General features: G+C 43.2%; 20 protein-coding genes and 1 tRNA gene. 11 read left to right on the top strand and 10 right to left on the bottom strand.

The window, feature by feature from the left end; all coding sequences use genetic code 11:
• Nucleotides 1-9: 9 nt before the first annotated feature.
• Complete coding sequence (gene cysK / locus AC0VYA_RS12770) at nt 10-975, bottom strand: cysteine synthase A (RefSeq protein ID WP_475488502.1); 966 nt, start codon at nt 973-975, stop codon at nt 10-12.
• Between the two features lie 412 nt (nt 976-1,387).
• Here cysK and AC0VYA_RS12765 point away from each other — a divergent pair, with 412 nt between their 5' ends.
• Genes AC0VYA_RS12765 through AC0VYA_RS12735 form a run of 7 tightly spaced genes read left to right on the top strand, consistent with a single transcriptional unit; the run spans nt 1,388 to nt 9,318 of the window.
• Nucleotides 1,388-2,224 carry an AAA family ATPase gene (locus tag AC0VYA_RS12765; protein ID WP_475488501.1) on the top strand — a complete coding sequence of 279 codons (837 nt, stop codon included), beginning with the start codon at nt 1,388-1,390 and terminating at the stop codon, nt 2,222-2,224.
• The gene (locus AC0VYA_RS12760; protein WP_475488500.1) at nt 2,224-3,402 is read left to right on the top strand and encodes a vWA domain-containing protein; all 1,179 of its coding nucleotides are present in this window, start codon (nt 2,224-2,226) and stop codon (nt 3,400-3,402) included. The genes AC0VYA_RS12765 and AC0VYA_RS12760 overlap by 1 nt, the downstream gene beginning before the upstream one ends.
• Nucleotides 3,403-3,415: 13 nt before the next feature.
• The gene (locus AC0VYA_RS12755) at nt 3,416-4,777 is read left to right on the top strand and encodes an RDD family protein (protein WP_475488499.1); all 1,362 of its coding nucleotides are present in this window, start codon (nt 3,416-3,418) and stop codon (nt 4,775-4,777) included.
• Nucleotides 4,778-4,781: 4 nt separating this feature from the next.
• Nucleotides 4,782-5,873 carry an XdhC family protein gene (locus AC0VYA_RS12750; protein WP_475488498.1) on the top strand — a complete coding sequence of 364 codons (1,092 nt, stop codon included), beginning with the start codon at nt 4,782-4,784 and terminating at the stop codon, nt 5,871-5,873.
• Nucleotides 5,874-5,899: 26 nt separating this feature from the next.
• Entirely contained in the window at nt 5,900-6,535 is a 636-nt protein-coding gene (locus AC0VYA_RS12745) for a nucleotidyltransferase family protein (RefSeq protein ID WP_475488497.1), read from the top strand.
• A 30-nt stretch (nt 6,536-6,565) separates the two neighbouring features.
• A complete protein-coding gene (locus tag AC0VYA_RS12740) occupies nt 6,566-7,066 on the top strand; it encodes a (2Fe-2S)-binding protein (protein ID WP_011575294.1) in 501 nt (166 codons plus the stop codon).
• The gene (locus tag AC0VYA_RS12735) at nt 7,063-9,318 is read left to right on the top strand and encodes a molybdopterin cofactor-binding domain-containing protein (protein ID WP_475488496.1); all 2,256 of its coding nucleotides are present in this window, start codon (nt 7,063-7,065) and stop codon (nt 9,316-9,318) included. Before AC0VYA_RS12740 ends, AC0VYA_RS12735 begins: the two co-directional genes overlap by 4 nt.
• 7 nt (nt 9,319-9,325) lie before the next feature.
• On the opposite strand, the gene AC0VYA_RS12730 is transcribed toward AC0VYA_RS12735, so the two are convergent.
• The 3 genes from AC0VYA_RS12730 to AC0VYA_RS12720 form a co-directional block, all read right to left on the bottom strand.
• Nucleotides 9,326-9,853, bottom strand: a complete 528-nt coding sequence (locus AC0VYA_RS12730; protein ID WP_475488495.1) for a PTS sugar transporter subunit IIA — start codon at nt 9,851-9,853, stop codon at nt 9,326-9,328.
• Nucleotides 9,831-10,214 carry an ACT domain-containing protein gene (locus AC0VYA_RS12725; RefSeq protein WP_473481142.1) on the bottom strand — a complete coding sequence of 128 codons (384 nt, stop codon included), beginning with the start codon at nt 10,212-10,214 and terminating at the stop codon, nt 9,831-9,833. The genes AC0VYA_RS12730 and AC0VYA_RS12725 overlap by 23 nt, the downstream gene beginning before the upstream one ends.
• A gap of 491 nt (nt 10,215-10,705) precedes the next feature.
• Nucleotides 10,706-11,755 carry a patatin-like phospholipase family protein gene (locus AC0VYA_RS12720; RefSeq protein WP_011575290.1) on the bottom strand — a complete coding sequence of 350 codons (1,050 nt, stop codon included), beginning with the start codon at nt 11,753-11,755 and terminating at the stop codon, nt 10,706-10,708.
• A gap of 326 nt (nt 11,756-12,081) precedes the next feature.
• On the opposite strand from AC0VYA_RS12720, the gene AC0VYA_RS12715 reads away from it, so the two are divergent.
• The 3 genes from AC0VYA_RS12715 to AC0VYA_RS12705 all read left to right on the top strand — a co-directional run bounded on the left by AC0VYA_RS12715 (nt 12,082) and on the right by AC0VYA_RS12705 (nt 13,300).
• Nucleotides 12,082-12,158, top strand: a tRNA-Val gene (locus tag AC0VYA_RS12715).
• A 202-nt stretch (nt 12,159-12,360) separates the two neighbouring features.
• The gene (locus AC0VYA_RS12710; protein WP_475488494.1) at nt 12,361-12,885 is read left to right on the top strand and encodes a hypothetical protein; all 525 of its coding nucleotides are present in this window, start codon (nt 12,361-12,363) and stop codon (nt 12,883-12,885) included.
• A 76-nt stretch (nt 12,886-12,961) separates the two neighbouring features.
• A complete protein-coding gene (locus tag AC0VYA_RS12705) occupies nt 12,962-13,300 on the top strand; it encodes an HIRAN domain-containing protein (protein WP_475488493.1) in 339 nt (112 codons plus the stop codon).
• Nucleotides 13,301-14,046: 746 nt separating this feature from the next.
• On the opposite strand, the gene AC0VYA_RS12700 is transcribed toward AC0VYA_RS12705, so the two are convergent.
• The 6 genes from AC0VYA_RS12700 to AC0VYA_RS12675 all read right to left on the bottom strand — a co-directional run bounded on the left by AC0VYA_RS12700 (nt 14,047) and on the right by AC0VYA_RS12675 (nt 17,606).
• Entirely contained in the window at nt 14,047-15,063 is a 1,017-nt protein-coding gene (locus AC0VYA_RS12700) for a phage major capsid protein (RefSeq protein WP_475488492.1), read from the bottom strand.
• Nucleotides 15,064-15,065: 2 nt separating this feature from the next.
• Nucleotides 15,066-15,392, bottom strand: coding sequence for a hypothetical protein (locus AC0VYA_RS12695; protein WP_475488491.1), 327 nt, complete (start codon nt 15,390-15,392; stop codon nt 15,066-15,068).
• Entirely contained in the window at nt 15,385-16,110 is a 726-nt protein-coding gene (locus AC0VYA_RS12690; RefSeq protein ID WP_475488490.1) for a head maturation protease, ClpP-related, read from the bottom strand. The genes AC0VYA_RS12695 and AC0VYA_RS12690 overlap by 8 nt, the downstream gene beginning before the upstream one ends.
• Nucleotide 16,111: 1 nt before the next feature.
• The gene (locus AC0VYA_RS12685; RefSeq protein ID WP_475488489.1) at nt 16,112-16,561 is read right to left on the bottom strand and encodes a hypothetical protein; all 450 of its coding nucleotides are present in this window, start codon (nt 16,559-16,561) and stop codon (nt 16,112-16,114) included.
• 428 nt (nt 16,562-16,989) lie between these two features.
• Complete coding sequence (locus AC0VYA_RS12680; RefSeq protein ID WP_475488488.1) at nt 16,990-17,250, bottom strand: hypothetical protein; 261 nt, start codon at nt 17,248-17,250, stop codon at nt 16,990-16,992.
• A gap of 71 nt (nt 17,251-17,321) precedes the next feature.
• The gene (locus tag AC0VYA_RS12675) at nt 17,322-17,606 is read right to left on the bottom strand and encodes a hypothetical protein (protein ID WP_475488487.1); all 285 of its coding nucleotides are present in this window, start codon (nt 17,604-17,606) and stop codon (nt 17,322-17,324) included.
• A gap of 97 nt (nt 17,607-17,703) precedes the next feature.
• Between AC0VYA_RS12675 and AC0VYA_RS12670 the strand changes: the two genes are divergently transcribed.
• Complete coding sequence (locus tag AC0VYA_RS12670) at nt 17,704-17,889, top strand: DUF3950 domain-containing protein (protein WP_475488486.1); 186 nt, start codon at nt 17,704-17,706, stop codon at nt 17,887-17,889.
• Nucleotides 17,890-18,019: the final 130 nt, after the last annotated feature.

The following is an 18,019-nucleotide window of genomic DNA, read 5'->3' as shown; positions in this document are numbered from 1 at the left end:
AGCTTGAGCCTATTGTACTTCTTCGGTATCACCAAATTCGCCCGCGAAAAGTGGGCTACTCAAGTAACGCTCAGCGGCGCTTGCGAGTAATACAACGATAACTTTGTCGGCGTTTTCTGGTTTTTCTGCCCAGCGTTTGGCCGCTGCGACTGCGGCGCCTGAGGAAATCCCCACTAAAATACCTTCCTCTTTCATCAATCGATGCGCCATCTCCATACTTTCTTCGTTGGTTACCTGCTCAACGGCGTCGATAATATCCAAGTCAAGGTTGCCAGGAATAAAACCCGCGCCAATGCCTTGAATTTTATGCGGGCCTGGAGTTAATGGCTCACCAGCTTTCGCTTGGGTGATAACGGGAGAATCAGTTGGCTCAACCGCAACAGAGGTAATGGCTTTACCTTGGGTATTTTTAAGGTAACGGCTTACACCCGTAATGGTACCGCCTGTGCCAACACCTGCTACGAAGATATCGATTTTTCCGTCAGTGTCGTTCCAAATCTCTGGGCCTGTGGTTTTTTCATGAATTTCGGGGTTCGCTGGGTTTTCAAACTGTTGTAACGGTACATACTTGCCCGGCGCTGACGCAATAAGCTCTTCAGTAGCAGCAATTGCACCTTTCATGCCTTTAGCAGCTTCGGTTAGTACGAGATTCGCCCCCAGTGCTTTTAGCAACTTACGACGTTCAAGGCTCATAGAGCTTGGCATGGTTAAGGTAATTTTGTAGCCACGAGCAGCCGCTACAAATGCCAATGCGATCCCAGTATTACCACTGGTTGCTTCAATCAATTCTTTGTCTTTGGTTAATATTCCGCGTTTTTCAGCGTCCCAAATCATGTTGGCGCCAATGCGACATTTTACGCTGAAGCTCGGATTGCGGGATTCGATTTTTGCATAGACGTTACCACCAGTAACACGGTTTAATTTAACCAGCGGGGTTTTACCGATAGCGAGGGAATTGTCGTCATAAACTTGCATAAATTTTCCTTTCTGGGGTCTGGGTAGTGCCTAATTTGTTACGTCTGTCGTTAAGCTGACATAAGTTTATACTTATTCGTTAATGGCACTTTCTGTCTGAGAATTTTAAACTGTGTCGCGCCTTAGGTTTTGCTAACACCTAGGGCCAAGTTACTTAGATTAAGGCGAAGTGACCAAATTCAAAGTGCTTTTTAGCTATATCTTATGGAAATAGTTAACTCTAAGCATTATTCATTGGTAATTGACCTGCGCTCACGCTTAACTATTGCATAAATAAAGTTGCGTAAGTAATGACACTCGTCTTTGTAGGCAGTTCAAATCGGGCGTAATTCCCCTAATAAATAATGTATCTATGGCTTTACTGCTTCTAAAAGCAGTGGTCAATTAACCCAACGAATAAACCGAGGTATTGATGTCTTTTAATGGAACGAGTAACTATATTGCTAGCGATGAGCTAAAACTGGCAGTGAATGCGGCGATCACATTAGAGCGCCCATTATTGATTAAGGGAGAACCAGGAACAGGCAAAACCATGCTAGCAGAGGAGCTCGCGGCAAGTTTAGGCACTGAGTTGATTCAATGGCATATCAAGTCGACCACTAAAGCACAACAGGGATTATACGAATATGATGCCGTGTCCCGATTGCGTGATTCTCAACTCGGTGATGACAAAGTACACGACATTAAAAATTACATCGTTAAAGGCAAGCTGTGGCACGCCTTTGAAAACACCAACCGACCCGTACTACTGATTGATGAGATTGATAAAGCCGATATCGAGTTTCCCAACGATTTACTGCAAGAACTGGATAAGATGGAGTTCTTTGTTTACGAGACACGCGAAACGATAAAAGCGGCGCAACGCCCGATCGTGATCATTACCTCTAATAATGAAAAAGAACTGCCTGATGCATTTTTGCGTCGTTGTTTCTTTCATTACATTCAGTTTCCAGATCAAGAAGAAATGCGCCGCATGGTGGATGTTCACTTCCCTGACATCAAAAAAGACCTGCTGAGCCAAGCGCTAGAGTCATTTTTTAACTTACGTGATATTCCGGGTTTAAAGAAAAAGCCATCTACCTCTGAGTTGATCGATTGGTTGAAACTACTCGTGGCAGAAGATATTTCTCCTGAGGCCCTAAAAGACAAAGACAGCAAAAAGTTCATCCCTCCTCTTTACGGTGCATTGCTTAAAAATGAGCAAGATATTCATCTTTTTGAAAAACTGGTATTTATGGCGCGCCGCTAATGTTGGTTGATTTCTTTTTTAAGCTAAGAGAGTACAAGCTCAAAACCAGCTTAAGTGAACTCATGGACTTATTGCGTGCTTTACAAGCTGGCGTGGTGTTTGCCGATATTGAAGCATTTTATTATTTGGCCCGCTTGTGTTTAGTCAAAGATGAAAGCCAATATGACAAATTCGATAAAGCCTTCGCAGATTACTTTGAAGGTGTGCAGCAAATCGACTTATTCGGCAAAGACATTCCAGAAGAATGGTTACGTAAAGAAATTGAGCGTCATTTTAGTGAAGAAGAAAAGGCTAAAATCAAAGCCCTTGGTGGCTTAGACGAGTTGATGAAAACCCTAAAAGAACGCCTTGCTGAACAAGAGAAACGCCATCAAGGTGGCAATAAATGGATTGGCACTGGTGGCACATCACCTTTTGGGGCAAATGGCTACAATCCTGAAGGTGTGCGGATAGGGCAAGACAAAAATCGTAATTTTTCGGCAGCCAAGGTTTGGGATAAGCGTGAGTTCAAAGACTTAGCAGGCAATGTTGAACTGGGCACTAGGAACATAAAGGTTGCCTTGCGTAAGCTACGTAAATTTGCCAGAAGTGGCACCAGCGAAGAGCTAGATATGCCTCACACCATAGAGGGCACAGCTAAAAACGCAGGCTTGCTTGATATTCAAATGATGCCTATCCGGCGCAATGCCATCAAGGTGTTGATGTTTTTTGACGTGGGGGGCTCAATGGACGCCCACATTAAAGAGTGTGAAGAGTTATTCTCGGCGGCGCACACGGAATTTAAGTATTTAGAGTATTTCTATTTTCATAACTGCGTGTACGAGGGCGTGTGGAAAGACAACAAACGCCGGGGCAAGGAAACCATGTCAGTGTTTGATGTTATTCACAAATATGGCGCTGACTACAAAGTGATTTTCGTCGGTGATGCCACCATGGGCCCTTACGAAATTACCTATCCTGGTGGCAGTGTAGAGCACTGGAACGAAGAGCCTGGTGCCCTTTGGATGCAACGTATTTTGGAGCATTTCAAACATGGTATTTGGTTAAATCCGCAGCCTCAACAATATTGGAATTACTATGCCTCTATCGGTATCATGCAGGACATTATGGAACAGCGCATGTATCCCTTGACGATCGACGGCTTAGGGGAGGCAATAAAAGCGCTACACAAGAAATAAAAAAGGTGGGCGCGTGAGCGAACCAACACAATCAGCTACACAAGACGCGCCCGTAAATCCCGCTCATTTAACCCAAAAAGAAACACGCAATATGGTCACGCCCTATGCGTTTCATGTTTCTAAGTCCCTTTTCGGTACGCCCCTAGCGCGCCCTATCAAACGCGCGTTTGCACTGCTGATAGATGCCGCACTTATTGGCTTATTAAGTCAGGCAAGTAACATTTTGCTGGCACTTATTGCCGCTGTGACCTTTTTTCGTGCGGGAAATCGCTTAAAGAAGAAAAAACGCTTTAATGTCGCGCGAATTTCGCTGCGATTTGTCACGGCCATATTACTGTTTTTAATTGCTGCACAAAGTATTGAGTTCGTGCAGGAAGTAATAGAAACCCCAGACGAAAATAAAAAAATACGCTCAGAATTAACCGAAGACGATGTACTCGGCGATGTAGAGTTGGACAAGGTCGAAAATTTAGCTTTGATAGGATTAACCGCGAAATATCTATTTGAAACCAAAAGCGTGGCTAAAGACATCGAATACGGTAAGTGCATTGAGCCGTTAGTTTGCTGGACGACTGTAGGTGAAAAACTCGCGACGGATTTAGCGACTATGCCCATAGATAAAAAGGTTGCTGAAAATCTATTTAGTGGGTATCGCGATGCAGTCAGTGACGATTTATCTCCTCAGCAAAAAAGCCAGCTAGAGGTTGCCATGACACAAACGTATGAGCGCATGTATAGCAAAAGCGACCTTTCGCAAAGCGATACAAAACAAAGCGAAATTGATCAAAGTGAGGTGAACAATATTGACTTTGAAAACGCCGTTAAAGCACGTACTGAAGGTGAGGCTCTCCCTGATAACCTTGATACTAACGATGAAAGTAAAAAAGCTGGCCAAAGCGCTGAACAAAAAGAAAACGCCCAATCTTTTTTTGACACCTTGAGCGAAATAGAGGGCCCACGTGCACAGGGCTCATCGCCACCGAGTCTTTTAGCTTGGGTACAAGGAATAGCTGCCGATCTTGGCCTTGGGTTTGGCTGGGCGGCCTTTTATTTTAGTATTTTCACTGCTTGGTGGCACGGTCAAACGCCAGGTAAACGTGTGCTGGGTATTCAGGTCATTAAGCTGGATGGTAGTAGTTTGAATTTATGGGAAAGCTTTGGCCGCTATGGTGGTTATGGCGCAGGGATCGCGACAGGGCTCTTGGGATTTTTACAAATTTACTGGGATCCTAACCGCCAAGCAATCCAAGACAAAATTTCTGAAACGCTAGTGATCGACTTACGCAACGAGCGAGTGGAGTTTGTGCATCCTCATACCGTACCCGAGCAATCATCGGTTAAATCGACATCAAATAAATCAACTGACAACGAGTAGTTAAGTGGCAAATAGATTAAATCAATTGTTAAAGCTGTGGCTTAGCAATAAAGATACGCAAAAGTGGGTGTTAGCCACCATCATAGAAACTGACGGCTCTTCCTATCGAAAAGCCGGTGCGATGATGATGATCAACGATTTAGGGCAATATTTTGGCTTGCTAAGTGGCGGCTGTTTAGAATCCGATATTATGTTACAAGCGCGTCGTTGTTGGGATTCTGGGCGCAATCGTATCGTCGAATATGATATGCGAGAAGAAGAAGACCTGGCGTGGAAACTGGGCATTGGCTGTGGTGGTATGGTGCGCATATTGTTGCAACCAGTGGATGAGGCGAATCAGTATTTGCAGCTTGATTCGTTGTACGCACTATTAGAAAACAATCAAACTGCTGAATATTGCCAAGTCATTAACGAGCAAGCCCCGCTTAATACGTTAGAGCAACTCACGTCAAAGCAACTCACGTCAAAGCAACTCACGTCAAAGCAAGTTACGCCAGAGGAAGCTGCGCCAGAACAAGCAAAGTCAATTGAAGGGGCTTTAAAAAAGGCTGACACCGACCGGAAGACTGAAACGCAGCAGGGGGTTTTCAAACAATACCTCAAACCCGCGCCTCATTTAGCCGTATTTGGTGGCGGTGTAGACGCTCGCCCAGTGGTGGCTATAGCGACGCAACTTGGATGGCAAGTCACCTTGGTCGACCCACGCACCAGTTACGCAAGAAACGGCCATTTCGATAACAGTGTCAACGTGGTGCGCGAGGCCATTGAGTCGCTTGAGCAAAGTCGATGGTTACAGCAAATCGATATGGCCATCATTATGACCCACAATATTAAATTAGATGCCCAATCGTTAGCACTAGTGCAGAAAAGCAGTGCAAAGTATGTGGGTATGCTTGGTCCGATTCATCGGACTGATAGGGTGCTTGATTTGATCCCCACCACCCGCGAACAGCTCGTTAAACCCTTGGCTAATCCGGTTGGCTTACGCCTAGGCGGAGAGCTACCTGAATCCATTGCTTTATCTATGCTATCTGAGGCCCACGCCTTTATTGAGCAGCAAAATGGGTTATCGATCAGCGGTATTCTTCCTCAATGAACGCTTCCTTAATAAACGCTTCCTCAATGAACGAAACTCATGGTAAAGCGCCTTCAATAGCGGCGCTCATGTTGGCCGCTGGGCAAAGTAAGCGCTTTAATGGCATCAAGCAATTGGCTGATGTGAATGGCAAGCCCATGTTGCATCATACCCTTGATAATCTGACATCCAACGGGACTTTGCTTGAAAAGTTGACTGAATTGAATGTCGTTTTAGGGGCTAACGCCGCAGATATTGTTTCAGTGGTACCTGCTTATGCAACATCCCATATATTTAATCATTGGCAAAAAGGAATGGGAGCGACACTGGCGTTTGGCGTGCAAAAAGTAAACCGCGAGTCATCCCATTTATTGGTGACTTTAGCTGATCAGGTCGCTTTAACGCGTGAGCATATAGCCACAATGTTGCATCATTGTATTGCTTCGCCCGAAAAGATCATTGCCGCTAGATATAAGGGTGTACTGGGTGCGCCGGTTGTTTTTCCTCGCCGTTACTTCGCGCAACTAATGGCATTAAACGCCGACGCTGGGGCACGTAAAATACTGCAGCAACACCAATATGATGTGTTGGCAATAGACATGGCTGATGCACAGCATGACATAGATACACAAATTGACCTTGCTCACTGGCAAGAAACGCTAGCGAACAACAGCGCTCATTAGCAAAAGATAATCACCTAAATGGAGCATTAAATGATTCGTTTTAACCTAAACACTAAACCAGTAGAAATCGACGCCGACCCAAATATGCCTTTATTATGGGCGTTGCGTGACGTGTTAGGCATGACGGGCACCAAATTTGGCTGTGGCATGGCCCAGTGCGGTGCATGTACGGTACACCTTGATGGTCAACCTATACGGTCATGCGTCATGCCATTATCTGCTATCGCTGATAAAGACATTAGCACAATTGAAGGCTTGTCAGCGACCGGCGAACACCCGGTTCAACAAGCTTGGCTTGAGCACAATGTACCTCAATGTGGGTATTGTCAGTCGGGGCAAATCATGAGTGCTGTGGCGTTGTTAGAGGAACACCCAAATCCAGATGATGAAACGATCGATACCTATATGCAGGGAAATATTTGCCGCTGTGGTACGTACCCACGCATTAAAGCCGCCATTAAAACCGCTGCTAAAAATAAGCAAACTGCTTTCGATTACACTTTAGCTAAAGAAGTTGGAGGTCAGGCATGAGCGCTCGTAATGACATAAAATCAGTCAGTCGCCGAGACTTCTTACGCTATACCAGTGTTGCTGGCGGTGCTCTGGTTTTGGGCACGCTGCTGCCTAGCATAACGCCCGCTTGGGCTTCATCAAATGTTGAAAATACTGCAAATACGTTGAACTTGTTTGTCAGCATTGATAATGACGGCACCGTCAACATCGTTTGTCATCGTAGCGAAATGGGACAAGGTGTGCGCACGGGGATTCCACAGATAGTCGCTGATGAGTTATGCGCTGATTGGTCAAAAGTGAATGTGGTGCAAGGACTCGGTGACGAAGCATACGGCAGCCAAAACACCGATGGCTCTCGCTCAATTCGCCGCTTTTATACCACGATGCGCGAAATGGGCGCGACCGCCAGAACCATGCTTGAAAATGCTGCAGCTCAGACATGGGGCATTCCTGTTAGTGACGTTTTCGCCGAAAACGGTGCTGTAGTGCATAAAAGCTCAGGCAAGTCGTTGAGCTTTGGTGAGTTAGCACAGATGGCAAGCCAGCAAAGCGTTCCAGAGATAAAAGATTTAACGTTCAAATCGCCAAAAGACTTTACATTGATTGGCAAGCCAGTGACATCAGTTGACTTACCTAAAGTACTGACCGGAGACACGGTGTTTGGTCAGGATGTGCAATTGGACGGCATGCTTTACGCGAGCATTGAGCGTTGCCCAGTTGTCGGTGGGACGGTAAAAACATTCGATAAAGAAGCGTCGCGCGGCGTGGCAAATGTGGTTGACGTGATTGAAATGCCCGAGCAAAGTTTTCCAGTATTGTTTAAGAATTTGAATGGCGTTGCGGTATTGGCCAGTAATACTTGGTCAGCACTACAAGGTCGCAAGGCGATGAATGTCACCTGGGATTTAGGCGATAACCAAAGTCACGATTCAGATGCTTATTTAGCTGAACTTGAGAAGCGCATAGTCACCAAGGGCAAGTCAATTCGAAGTGTGGGTGATGCGTATCAAGCATTTGATACGGCAGAAACGAAACTTGAAGCAACTTACACTGTGCCTTATTTGGTGCATGCCCCCATGGAGCCACCTGCGGCCACCGCAGTGTTTAAAGATGGCCACTGTGAAGTGTGGGCATGTACCCAAACGCCGCAATCCACCCAGCAGAATGTTGCCGGTGCCCTAGGGATTGATAAGAGTAAGGTGAAAGTGAACGTTACTTTGTTGGGCGGAGGCTTTGGACGTAAATCTAAACCTGATTTTTCAGTAGAAGCAGCGGTATTGGCGCAGAAAACCGGTAAGCCAGTAAAAGTGGTGTGGAGCCGTGAAGATGATATTCGCCATGGCTATTATCATGCGATCAGTGCCCAACATTTCCAAGCTGGGCTAGATGAGGCCGGTAAAGTCACTAGTTGGGTTCAACGTACTGCGTTTCCAAGTATTAGTTGGACATTTACCGGCACCACTGACGAGCCGCAAACGGGGGAATTATCCCTTGGTTTTGGTGATCTTCCTTTTGCTATCGAAAACTTGTCTTGTGAAACTCATAAAGCGCCGGCCCATGTGCGTATTGGTTGGATACGTTCAGTGAGTAATATTCAACACGGCTTTGCGATTGGCTCGTTTGTGGATGAACTAGCGGCAAAATCTTCGATTAGCCCGCATCAGATGTGGCTAAACCTCATCGGGGATGATCGAATAGTTGATCCGAAAACCCAAGGGTTTGAATATGAGAATTATGGTGAGTCTTACGATAATTTTCCTATCGAAACGAAGCGCTTGAAGAATGTGTTAAACGAACTGATGGCGAAGTCGGGGGCGAATAACCCTACAGCCGACAATGAAGGCTGGGGAATAAGTGTTCATCGTAGCTTTGTATCTTATGTGGCGGTGGCCACTAAAGTGAAAGTAGCAAACGACAAAGTCTCCGTGCTTGAAATGCATTCTGTTATTGATGCGGGGAGGGTGATTAACCCTGACCGAGTAAAATCACAGCAAGAAGGGGCAATGATATTTGGTTTATCAATTGCCTTAATGGGGGAAGTTACGATAAAAGAAGGCGCAATTGAGCAGTCTAATTACCATGATTATACTGTACTTCGTATGCACCAGAGTCCAAAAATTGTGACCCACATTATTCAGTCAGACGCCGCGCCAGGTGGCGTGGGTGAGCCTGGCGTGCCGCCTGTGGCCGCTTCGGTAACCAATGCGATTTATCAGGCTTCTGGTAAGCGCATTCGCGCTTTACCCGTAAGTAAAGTGTACTCGGTTTAACATTAGATTAAATGTATAAGGTCATAGCAACATCTTGTGTTGCTATGGCCTGATAGTAATGGCCTTGAATAGCTGATAGTTTTTGCGGGTTTTGCACTGTAAATGCTGACAGAGTGCTATCAAGTCGTCTGCGCATTTTAATCAAATCAAATTCTAACAATACATCACCAGCTGCATATTGTTGTCCCACCTTAGCGATACGTTTGAAGCCTTCACCCATCATGGTGTGGCTGTTCATACCCAATTGAATATATAAACGCAGGCCATTGTTAGCAACTAAGGTTATGCAATGAGCGGTTTCAGGTAAAGCGGTCACAATACCAGTGTAAGGTGCAAACAGTTGATAACCAGAAGGCTCTATCGCCACTCCGTCACCGTGCATCCCTTGACTAAAAAGCGCGTTGGGAGCATTTACAATCGGCGATATCTTACCTGACAAAGGGGATTGTACCGGCAAGGCTTTTTTAAACGTTTTTGGGGGCGATGGTGCAACGATGGATTTAAACAACGCCTTACTCTGTGACTTTGTAGCCATCGGCGCGCAAAGCATCAACGGCGGCTTTTAAATCATTGTGTTTTATCAAGAAGTAATCCGTATCGAAGGTTGATACCACAAAAATGCTCACATTCACTTTAGCGAATACCGAGCCTAACTGTGCCATTATCCCTACCATAGACAAACTAAGCGGGCCTAACACCTCTAACGCTCGCCAATTAGCGTCACTGGCTTCACTTTGCACTTTTACCTCATCCGGCACCACTACGCTTAACTCATCTTCAGTTTTACTGATAAAGAAGATAGGGGACTGGAGAACTTCACTGGGTATGGGGGAGTCGTGATCTAAGCTGTGGATACAAAAACGTGCTGGGTGAAGGGCTAACGTCTGTTTAGGCATGAAGAGTCCATTTACAACTGATAATGGCGTCTATTTTGCGGCCTTTGGCGAACAACGCAAGTATTTCTAATTGATTATTATTGCATTGGATATCGTCAAGAGCATAAAAGTCAGTGACAGGTGACTTCTGGTTGGACCATGGCTATATATTCGGCATTGATCGTTCGTTTGCTGATCGCATGGCCAAACAGTCGATCATTTTATTTGTTGCTTATTCACAAATTTGTGGTCTGTTATTCACATTAACTGTGAATTATACCGGTGTTATCCACTGAATCTGTGGATAACCTTGTTGAGTTCTTTGATATTATGCGTTAATCGCTTGATATGACTAACAATTTTCAAGTTGGTTGTAAAACGCACAGTTTTAATTGTAGAGCATCTATGTTGATAACTTGCAATAGTTAATACCACTTTTTTGATTAGTTTTAATCGTTTAAATGTTAATCATACTGGCTGCGATCGGGGTCGATCGCGATTTTACCAAATAGTTAGCTTATCAATTTGATACGTGAAAAATCCTGTTGTTTAGTAAATTCACTGAAACTGTCTGCCAGTGCCTCTGTTTGACGTAATACCTGTTGCCAGTATTCGATACGGTCTTGGGTCGGCATTTTGGTGAAATCTTCTCTGTCAGGGATCTTGCCAAACGGTAAAGAAGCGATAAATGCATTAGATGGCACTAACATCACCGTTTTATCATAATTTAGGGCGCTGACCCTGCGTTTAAGAGATTTATCGAACCAACCCGCTTTAGGTTGAGCATTGAAATGCGGATATAAGGTTAACTTAGGGGAATTTTTTAGTGATATATCGAAATGGTAGTCGATAATACCGCCGTCCCTGTACATACCGTTTGGGGCACCGGGAATATTCCTAATACCTAACATCACCATGGGGATTGAGCCAGACGCTAATAATGATTCTTTAATGTTGGCTTGAGTTAAGGGCACTTTATGAGTCAGAAAACCACTTTCGTCTTCAATACTCAGTGTACTGTTAGCATTTTGGAAAACAAAACGTTCATACTGTTTAGTCAGTAGACGCCGATTCATTCTATTTAAAGCATAACTTTTAACCAGACCAGCAATTTGTAGTGGCTTACGCTCAGAGGCAACCAATCCATTTGATTTAGCTACTAAGAAATGTGCTTTGAATATGGGGTTCTCTATGATTTCTTGAGCACCGTGCTCATTGAAAACTCTATCAAGCAGCGCACGAGCACTGTTACTGATCGCTAGCGGGGTGACATCATCTTCATAGGACGTTTCAGAGTAATATTTTGCTAAACGAGTAATAGCGGCAACGGGATCCTTTTGTGCAAAGCAAGCTGCACGAAAAGCACCTGCCGATGAACCGATTAGGTTCAAAGGGTCAGTCCGATTAGCAAAGAACTCACCGAATAGGTATTTATCTAAGCCAAATAAACTGAACCACTTAGGACCGCCGCTAGCGCCCAAAAAAGAACTGAAAATACTTTGTTGAAACCCTTCTTTTTCGATCAGCGCTAAGGCTGACTTTCCTGCGTAAATATCTAACATAATCAAAGTTAAAGCGTAATCAAAAATATGTAGCTAGCTTACCGAAACTGGGATGATATTGCTGAACAAAGTTGTAATATACCTGTTACATCTTCTGGCTGGTTATCGCCTTAAACAAGTTGGAATTTCGACTTGCTGGTGTAACATTTTAATTCACTACGCATCTGGAATTGATGAAAAGCATAGGCTGATAGCACCGCTGTTATCTTATTTGTCTATAAATTCAGCATATGATCATTTACGATGAAAAACCGCTTGCAGTCAATCAATAGCATCGTTATTATACGCGCCGCTTCGAGGGATTCCTCAGGCAATCTCTACACAGTGCGTCCGTAGCTCAGTTGGTTAGAGCACTACCTTGACATGGTAGGGGTCGGATGTTCGAGTCATCTCGGACGCACCACTTCTTAAGGCACTCAGCCGATAGTAAACACTAACAAAAAATAATTTTTAGAATGAAGGGAACCTTTCGGGAACTTTAGATTTTCTGAATAGCCGTGTTCGGTCTTACTAATAACTTTATCCTAATACTGGACGTTTTGTCTAAGCTGTTGTTAATATTGGCGTATAAAGGGATATGCATTTTATACAGGGGAGTTTTGACTGTGAAAAATATTTTAGCGCTATTAGCATTTGTAACATTTCAAAGTAATGCAGGTATGACTTTTGACTTTACAGATCCGGATTTAGTTAGTGCTGCAGATCAATACCCAGCGTATCAAGCTATGAAATATCTTAATTTTGATGATACCGATGGTAAATTAAGCCTAGTCGGATTCAAAGTAGATATAGATGATAAAGATTGGGTTGATATTTACTCCGCTTATATTGGCCTCGGTAATGACTCGAAACAGAGAGTTTATATAGGGCTTCCTATAGATTGTTCCGATATTAATAAAACTAACGACATATCAACTTTAAAAGCTAATGGCCAGAACGTTAGGTTCATGCAACTGTGTAATGGAACAAACATATATTTATCAGCTTTAAGCGCAGCGGGTGACAATTTTCTAATAAGAGAGTTTCAAAAGAAAAAAGTCGTAAAATTTGAGTTTTATGATCTAACCATCTTTTTTAGCGCTGAAGGTTTTACAAAGGCTTGGGATAATTTTGGAGGCGATGCTCTTTAAAGCTTATTCAATTGAATATCACATTGCTAACAAAATTCTTTGTTTTAAAATGAACATTACTTAACAGGCAACGGATATGGGCATATTTCATACAAAGCTAGTAGGCGTTAAGCACAAAGCTCCGGATGGAACAGACCGTCAAAAAATAATCGGTAAGTTTTGTAAAGAAGAGATGGAACTCGAACTAATTCCCGAACCACTGAACAAGTATGATTCAGACGCTATTGGAGTTTGGGTTACCATAAATGGTTTAATTTCAAGTAAGCGCTATCACATTGGATATATATCTACTGAAATATCCTCTCGCCTTTCTGAGGAAATACAGAAAGGTAAAGAGGTTTATGCGTATATAAAGAATGTAACTGGCGGTAATCATGGTAAATCTTTAGGCGTGAATATAACTATAGAGTCCTGACTGTTAGTACCAGAGTTAAGCTAATTTCAATTTACCTAGGTCTGTTTTTCTTCCAAGTATAGCTGCTGCTTTAAGCAAGCTTAGTGGCGCATCTTCTTTACTCATTTCCCAATGTTCACAATAAGCCAAGTTTAGTTCTGTCTTGTGTATTTGGTTCGATATAACAAAGCTTGAAAGCCATCCAACGAACTCTTGTACTTCAGGGTTAATTGATTTTTTTTGTATTAATGCCGACCCATCAGAAGTAAAGGCCCACTGATCTGAACTTTACTTCTGAGCATCTGTGGTGAGCAGCCTAGAATGTATGCCAGTACTGCTTTTGCGGCCAGTTTGATGACTATCCATAATAAACAAAAAGTTGAGTTTGAAAATGCTCGCACACTGCGTTTATTGCGCAGCTGCGTACCCGTACCGCCAACGCTCAGAAGGACCCGTTAATTTATAAGCTCATTAAGAGGTTAAGCCTATGATGATCAACTTTTCTCAAATCTTTTTAGAATTGGGAGGGCTCACACAAATTATTTATTTAGTCGACATGTATAGATAGACGTTATTGATGACAGCTCAAGAAGGAGGGGCAAGAACCGTCATCGACTAAATACACCTAAACAAACAGTAGGGTGAGCCCATAAACTTATTAAAATAAACCCACGCTTACCAGTGCGCTTCCAACCGGGGCCAGACAAGTGACTACCAAATCCTTGCTGACTTAAGAAAAGCACAGCTGGTAAGGTGAGCTCATAAACTTAGCTGACTCTTACTAGCCCACGGTAATCGGTGGGGGCAACGTCATAATCCATTCTGTGTTTTACCTGGAGCCCATCGTTGGTGATCAACGAGCTAGTGAATATCTCCGGTATGGTGCGCTCTCTAAGCGTGAATAGGGCGATGCTGGCGAACGGGTTATCACAAGCAACAAACCACCCATCGAAACCAATGAGTCTACTTTCCACAATCACTACAAGCTTTTGTTGTTCAATAACTGCTTGGTTATATTCACCTACTATCTTTGCGGCGGTGATGGCCTTGCTTGGTGGAACAATTATGTACTTAGGTTGGATCCTTACCGCTTCTTGAGAGTTTCCGCTGATGTGGACTTTCTGACCGCACATTAACTCTAATGCTGCGCCTAGGTTGGCTGTGAAATCAGATGTAGCTGTAATAATGTTGTTGTGGTCTGCGTGAAAAATCTCTTTACCATTAAATGAAACTGGGTTTTCAATTAAGAACTCATACACTTTGTTGCCAATCTGGCGATCATAAGCTGCTGCCACTCCGCCCAAAAATGAGTTAATAGCCGATATGTCGTCACTGAATATTGTCTGGCGTTCAATGTTGATTAAATTTCCGTACGTATCAAGTTTTGCACTTGTCTGTTCACCATGTAATTCAGTGAATTGATATTCTGCTCCTGGTGGGACTATCTCGGGCTTTGGCACAACGCTGACCGCTGTTACCTGAGTCGGTTTAAAGTCGGTTAATCCGTAATTGTTTACCCAAATGCGCCATGTTTCGCTTGTCGCTGACCATTTATCAATCAATAAGTTGTTCAACGTATCAACAAGAATTGTTTTAAAATCCATATGATTTAAAAATGCTTTGAGCGCTTCGCGTCTTTCTTTAGGCTCGTTGTAATTCAACTGAATACCTGATTGTGCCAACAATGGGTTGATTAGGCTGGCAAAGGGCTGAACAGTTTGGCCTTTATATTTCTCTGCTAAGAACTGGTGTGCCTTGGCTTGTAGGGAGACAATATTAGTCATTATTACGCCTCCCAAATGGCTGAGATCGTAGCGTTCGATGACCTCTCGAACTGCTTACCATTAGCGTCTCGCCCTAATTGACCTGCTGAGTTGAAAACCACACAGTATGTTTCATCTTTGAATGTTGGAATTTCGCAAACTGTATTGTTTTGAGAGTGGATGTGGAACACGCTAACATCTCTTTTCTTACCTTTAAGAGAAATACTTATTGAAGATACGTTTTCGCGTTCTTCAACTATGAGGTGAAGTTTTTTAGATTTGGCCTTAAAGGTGAAATTAGCTTCATTACCTTTAAATTCTTTTGAATAAAGTGTTTCGATATTAGACATGCTTGATCTCGCTATAATGAGTAGGTTTATCGTTTTGTGATTTTAAAAGGTTGGCCGGTTGTGGCATCTTTCTGTGGTGACAAATTTTGGCAGCTGTTTCTCTTACATCCGCGCTGATTGCTTGTTCACTGCGCTGTATCTCTTGCGTTCTGGCAATGCAAACTTGGTGAAACTGCGCTGTTATCTTGCTTTCGTTGACTGAATCAGTAAGCGTATCGATGAAGCCTAATTTCAAACAGTCTTCGCCATTCATCCAAGTTTCATCGTCCATCAATTCTGATAACTGGATTTCATCCAAACCGGTTTTTAACGTGTAAGCTGCTAGCATTGCCTCTTTCATTACGTCCAATAAGTCAGCCGTTTTGCGATGTTCTTTGGCTTGGCCTGAAGATGCGCCCCAAGGGTTATGGATCATCATTAAGCCATTGCTTGGCATTTGAACGACGTCTCCGGCCATTGCTATTACAGAGGCCATTGATGCGGCAAGAGAATCGATAATGACGGTCTTCTTGCCTGTGTAAGCTTTTAAGGAGTTGTATATTGCTATTCCCTCCGTGACGACACCGCCAGCAGAATTGATATGAATTTCGATGGCTCCACGCTGTTTGTTTAACTCGTCCTTGAATTTTTTAGCGGTGATACCGTCCTTACCAATGTCATCATCGATGTACAATTTGTTCACGCCTGTAAACGCGTTTAATTCACTGGGGTTACTCATATTAAAGAGCCTCAATATAGTTAGTTAAAATTTTACCTACTGGAACGATCGCGCATTGACGAGAGAACAGCTTTTTTGCAATTTCAGAGTTTTCAAATGCTCCGCAATCTTTACCTCTTCCGAAGCCATCAATGGCTATTACAAAATTTGGATTAAACTCACCAGTCTGAGCTATTTGCTTAAACACTTGCTTTAATATCTTTACGTATTCGCCTTTACGAGGTCCCGTGTGATAAGCAAGTACTCGGCAATAGGCAATTACTAAGAGTGAGTATTTAGCCCGGGTTAAACTCTCTAATTTAAAGCCAAGCTCTAATCGAGGTACTAACCCTCTAATCACCCAGTTATTGAATTGAGCACTTGATACGTAGGAGTTTTCTAGTACTTCCGATTTAGTGAATTTTGTTTCTGTCAAATTCATGAGCTTAATGAATGCAATTAATGTATTCACATAGTCTCACCGGTTAAGAATTGGTGAAACGTAGTGGAATGTTTACTTTTGTTGATGGGGTAAATTAATTCTAATCAATGCGAAATTTCTGATTGTCTTTAAGTTTGATAGTGACTTTTTATGCGCTTCTATTTCTGGGGCCATTCAATTTTTTATACTGTTTCACCGGTCGGTTTGTCGGTCACTTATCTAGCGATTTTTGTATCGATTTCCATTAGCAGCCTAGGCCTTGAAGTGATTGAGGCGCTTTCGATTTTAATTACGATTTTAGCTGTTCGGTTTGCTGTTCGATCGGCTGTTCGCCACTACCTAATCAGGCCAGTGTTATTGCGGCTTTCGGCTGTTCGATTGGTTGTTCGGTTTGTTGTTCACTTGGGATAGAGTAGGGGCCATGAATGCGGCCCCTGTATGTGACTTGCTTGTTTTAACTACATTCCCGAGCTTGGCAGTTCGTCCATAGCTGCGTGACCTGATGTGTTTGCTGCGGCGTTACTTTCTAGGTTTAGCTTAGTGTCGTTGATCATCTGGCGGCAACTGTAGATAACCTGAATTGCATCATCATGTGAACTGAATCCTGTTTCACCTTCGCCGTTCTGCGCAAGCATACTGAGCATTGCTGAAACTTGATTTAAGTTGATAAAAGCATCTTGTAGGCTGTTCTGATTAACTGAGTAAGTATTAGTGTTCATAATATTTCTGCTCCAATAAGCATTAGGTTTAATTCAAAGCTGATAATTCGACTTGAGGTTTATTACTACCTTCACGCGGCTTTCACGCCACTTTCACGCGTGGTTGACGCGTCAGTAGTTTGAGGTTTCTCGCCGCGCTTGTGGCCGTGCTCTATTTCTAAGATGCGTTCACTTGCTTGATCAGCTTCCCCTAATAAATCAATTAACGCCCATGTCGCGTTCGATAAAATTTCTTGACCAGGAGGATCCTTTTGCTCTATTGCTGCCTGCAGCACTACAGAAATTGCGTAGGCTTTCGTTACATTATTAGAAATCGTGTTGCTGTAATCATTGATGGCGTTTGTTCTGTTATTCATAGGTATTTGCTCCAGTATTAAGGTTAGGTAAGTTCATAAATTTGTTGTAACATGGTGCGCACCAGTTGGTATGAATATAATATGGGTGCGCACCACAATGCAAGAAGAAAATAAAAATAATTCTCCAAGGTCAGATAAACGAACTACCTCTACAAAAAAGAACATGCGGTTTGAGAACGAATTAATAGAAAAAATTGATGCCGTTCGAAGTGATCAGCCTTTTTCAGAGTGGGTCAAAGATGCTTGCTGGACCAAACTAGGCAAAACAGTCAAAAACGACTAGTTTTTAGTCAAAAACGACTGTTATTTGAAATTGGTCGGTGGATAGCATTTTGCTAGTACTCAGTAATTACAAGGCTTGCATAGCTACTTGTTTAATTCCTTAGTGGATAAAGTTAACCGATTAGACAACT

It is taken from the genome of Paraglaciecola sp. QJM3NY_14, assembly GCF_056173245.1.
This window is presented reverse-complemented; position numbering and strand designations above follow the sequence as displayed.

Bases quoted from the DNA above. Each gene is read 5' to 3' on its own strand.
- cysK (WP_475488502.1), bottom strand. From the start codon at position 975: ATGCAAGTTTATGACGACAATTCCCTCGCTATCGGTAAAACCCCGCTG.
- AC0VYA_RS12765 (WP_475488501.1), top strand. From the start codon at position 1,388: ATGTCTTTTAATGGAACGAGTAACTATATTGCTAGCGATGAGCTAAAA.
- AC0VYA_RS12760 (WP_475488500.1), top strand. From the start codon at position 2,224: ATGTTGGTTGATTTCTTTTTTAAGCTAAGAGAGTACAAGCTCAAAACC.
- AC0VYA_RS12745 (WP_475488497.1), top strand. From the start codon at position 5,900: ATGAACGAAACTCATGGTAAAGCGCCTTCAATAGCGGCGCTCATGTTG.
- AC0VYA_RS12740 (WP_011575294.1), top strand. From the start codon at position 6,566: ATGATTCGTTTTAACCTAAACACTAAACCAGTAGAAATCGACGCCGAC.
- AC0VYA_RS12735 (WP_475488496.1), top strand. From the start codon at position 7,063: ATGAGCGCTCGTAATGACATAAAATCAGTCAGTCGCCGAGACTTCTTA.
- AC0VYA_RS12730 (WP_475488495.1), bottom strand. From the start codon at position 9,853: ATGGCTACAAAGTCACAGAGTAAGGCGTTGTTTAAATCCATCGTTGCA.
- AC0VYA_RS12725 (WP_473481142.1), bottom strand. From the start codon at position 10,214: ATGCCTAAACAGACGTTAGCCCTTCACCCAGCACGTTTTTGTATCCAC.
- AC0VYA_RS12720 (WP_011575290.1), bottom strand. From the start codon at position 11,755: ATGTTAGATATTTACGCAGGAAAGTCAGCCTTAGCGCTGATCGAAAAA.
- AC0VYA_RS12705 (WP_475488493.1), top strand. From the start codon at position 12,962: ATGGGCATATTTCATACAAAGCTAGTAGGCGTTAAGCACAAAGCTCCG.
- AC0VYA_RS12700 (WP_475488492.1), bottom strand. From the start codon at position 15,063: ATGACTAATATTGTCTCCCTACAAGCCAAGGCACACCAGTTCTTAGCA.
- AC0VYA_RS12695 (WP_475488491.1), bottom strand. From the start codon at position 15,392: ATGTCTAATATCGAAACACTTTATTCAAAAGAATTTAAAGGTAATGAA.
- AC0VYA_RS12690 (WP_475488490.1), bottom strand. From the start codon at position 16,110: ATGAGTAACCCCAGTGAATTAAACGCGTTTACAGGCGTGAACAAATTG.
- AC0VYA_RS12680 (WP_475488488.1), bottom strand. From the start codon at position 17,250: ATGAACACTAATACTTACTCAGTTAATCAGAACAGCCTACAAGATGCT.
- AC0VYA_RS12675 (WP_475488487.1), bottom strand. From the start codon at position 17,606: ATGAATAACAGAACAAACGCCATCAATGATTACAGCAACACGATTTCT.
- AC0VYA_RS12670 (WP_475488486.1), top strand. From the start codon at position 17,704: ATGCAAGAAGAAAATAAAAATAATTCTCCAAGGTCAGATAAACGAACT.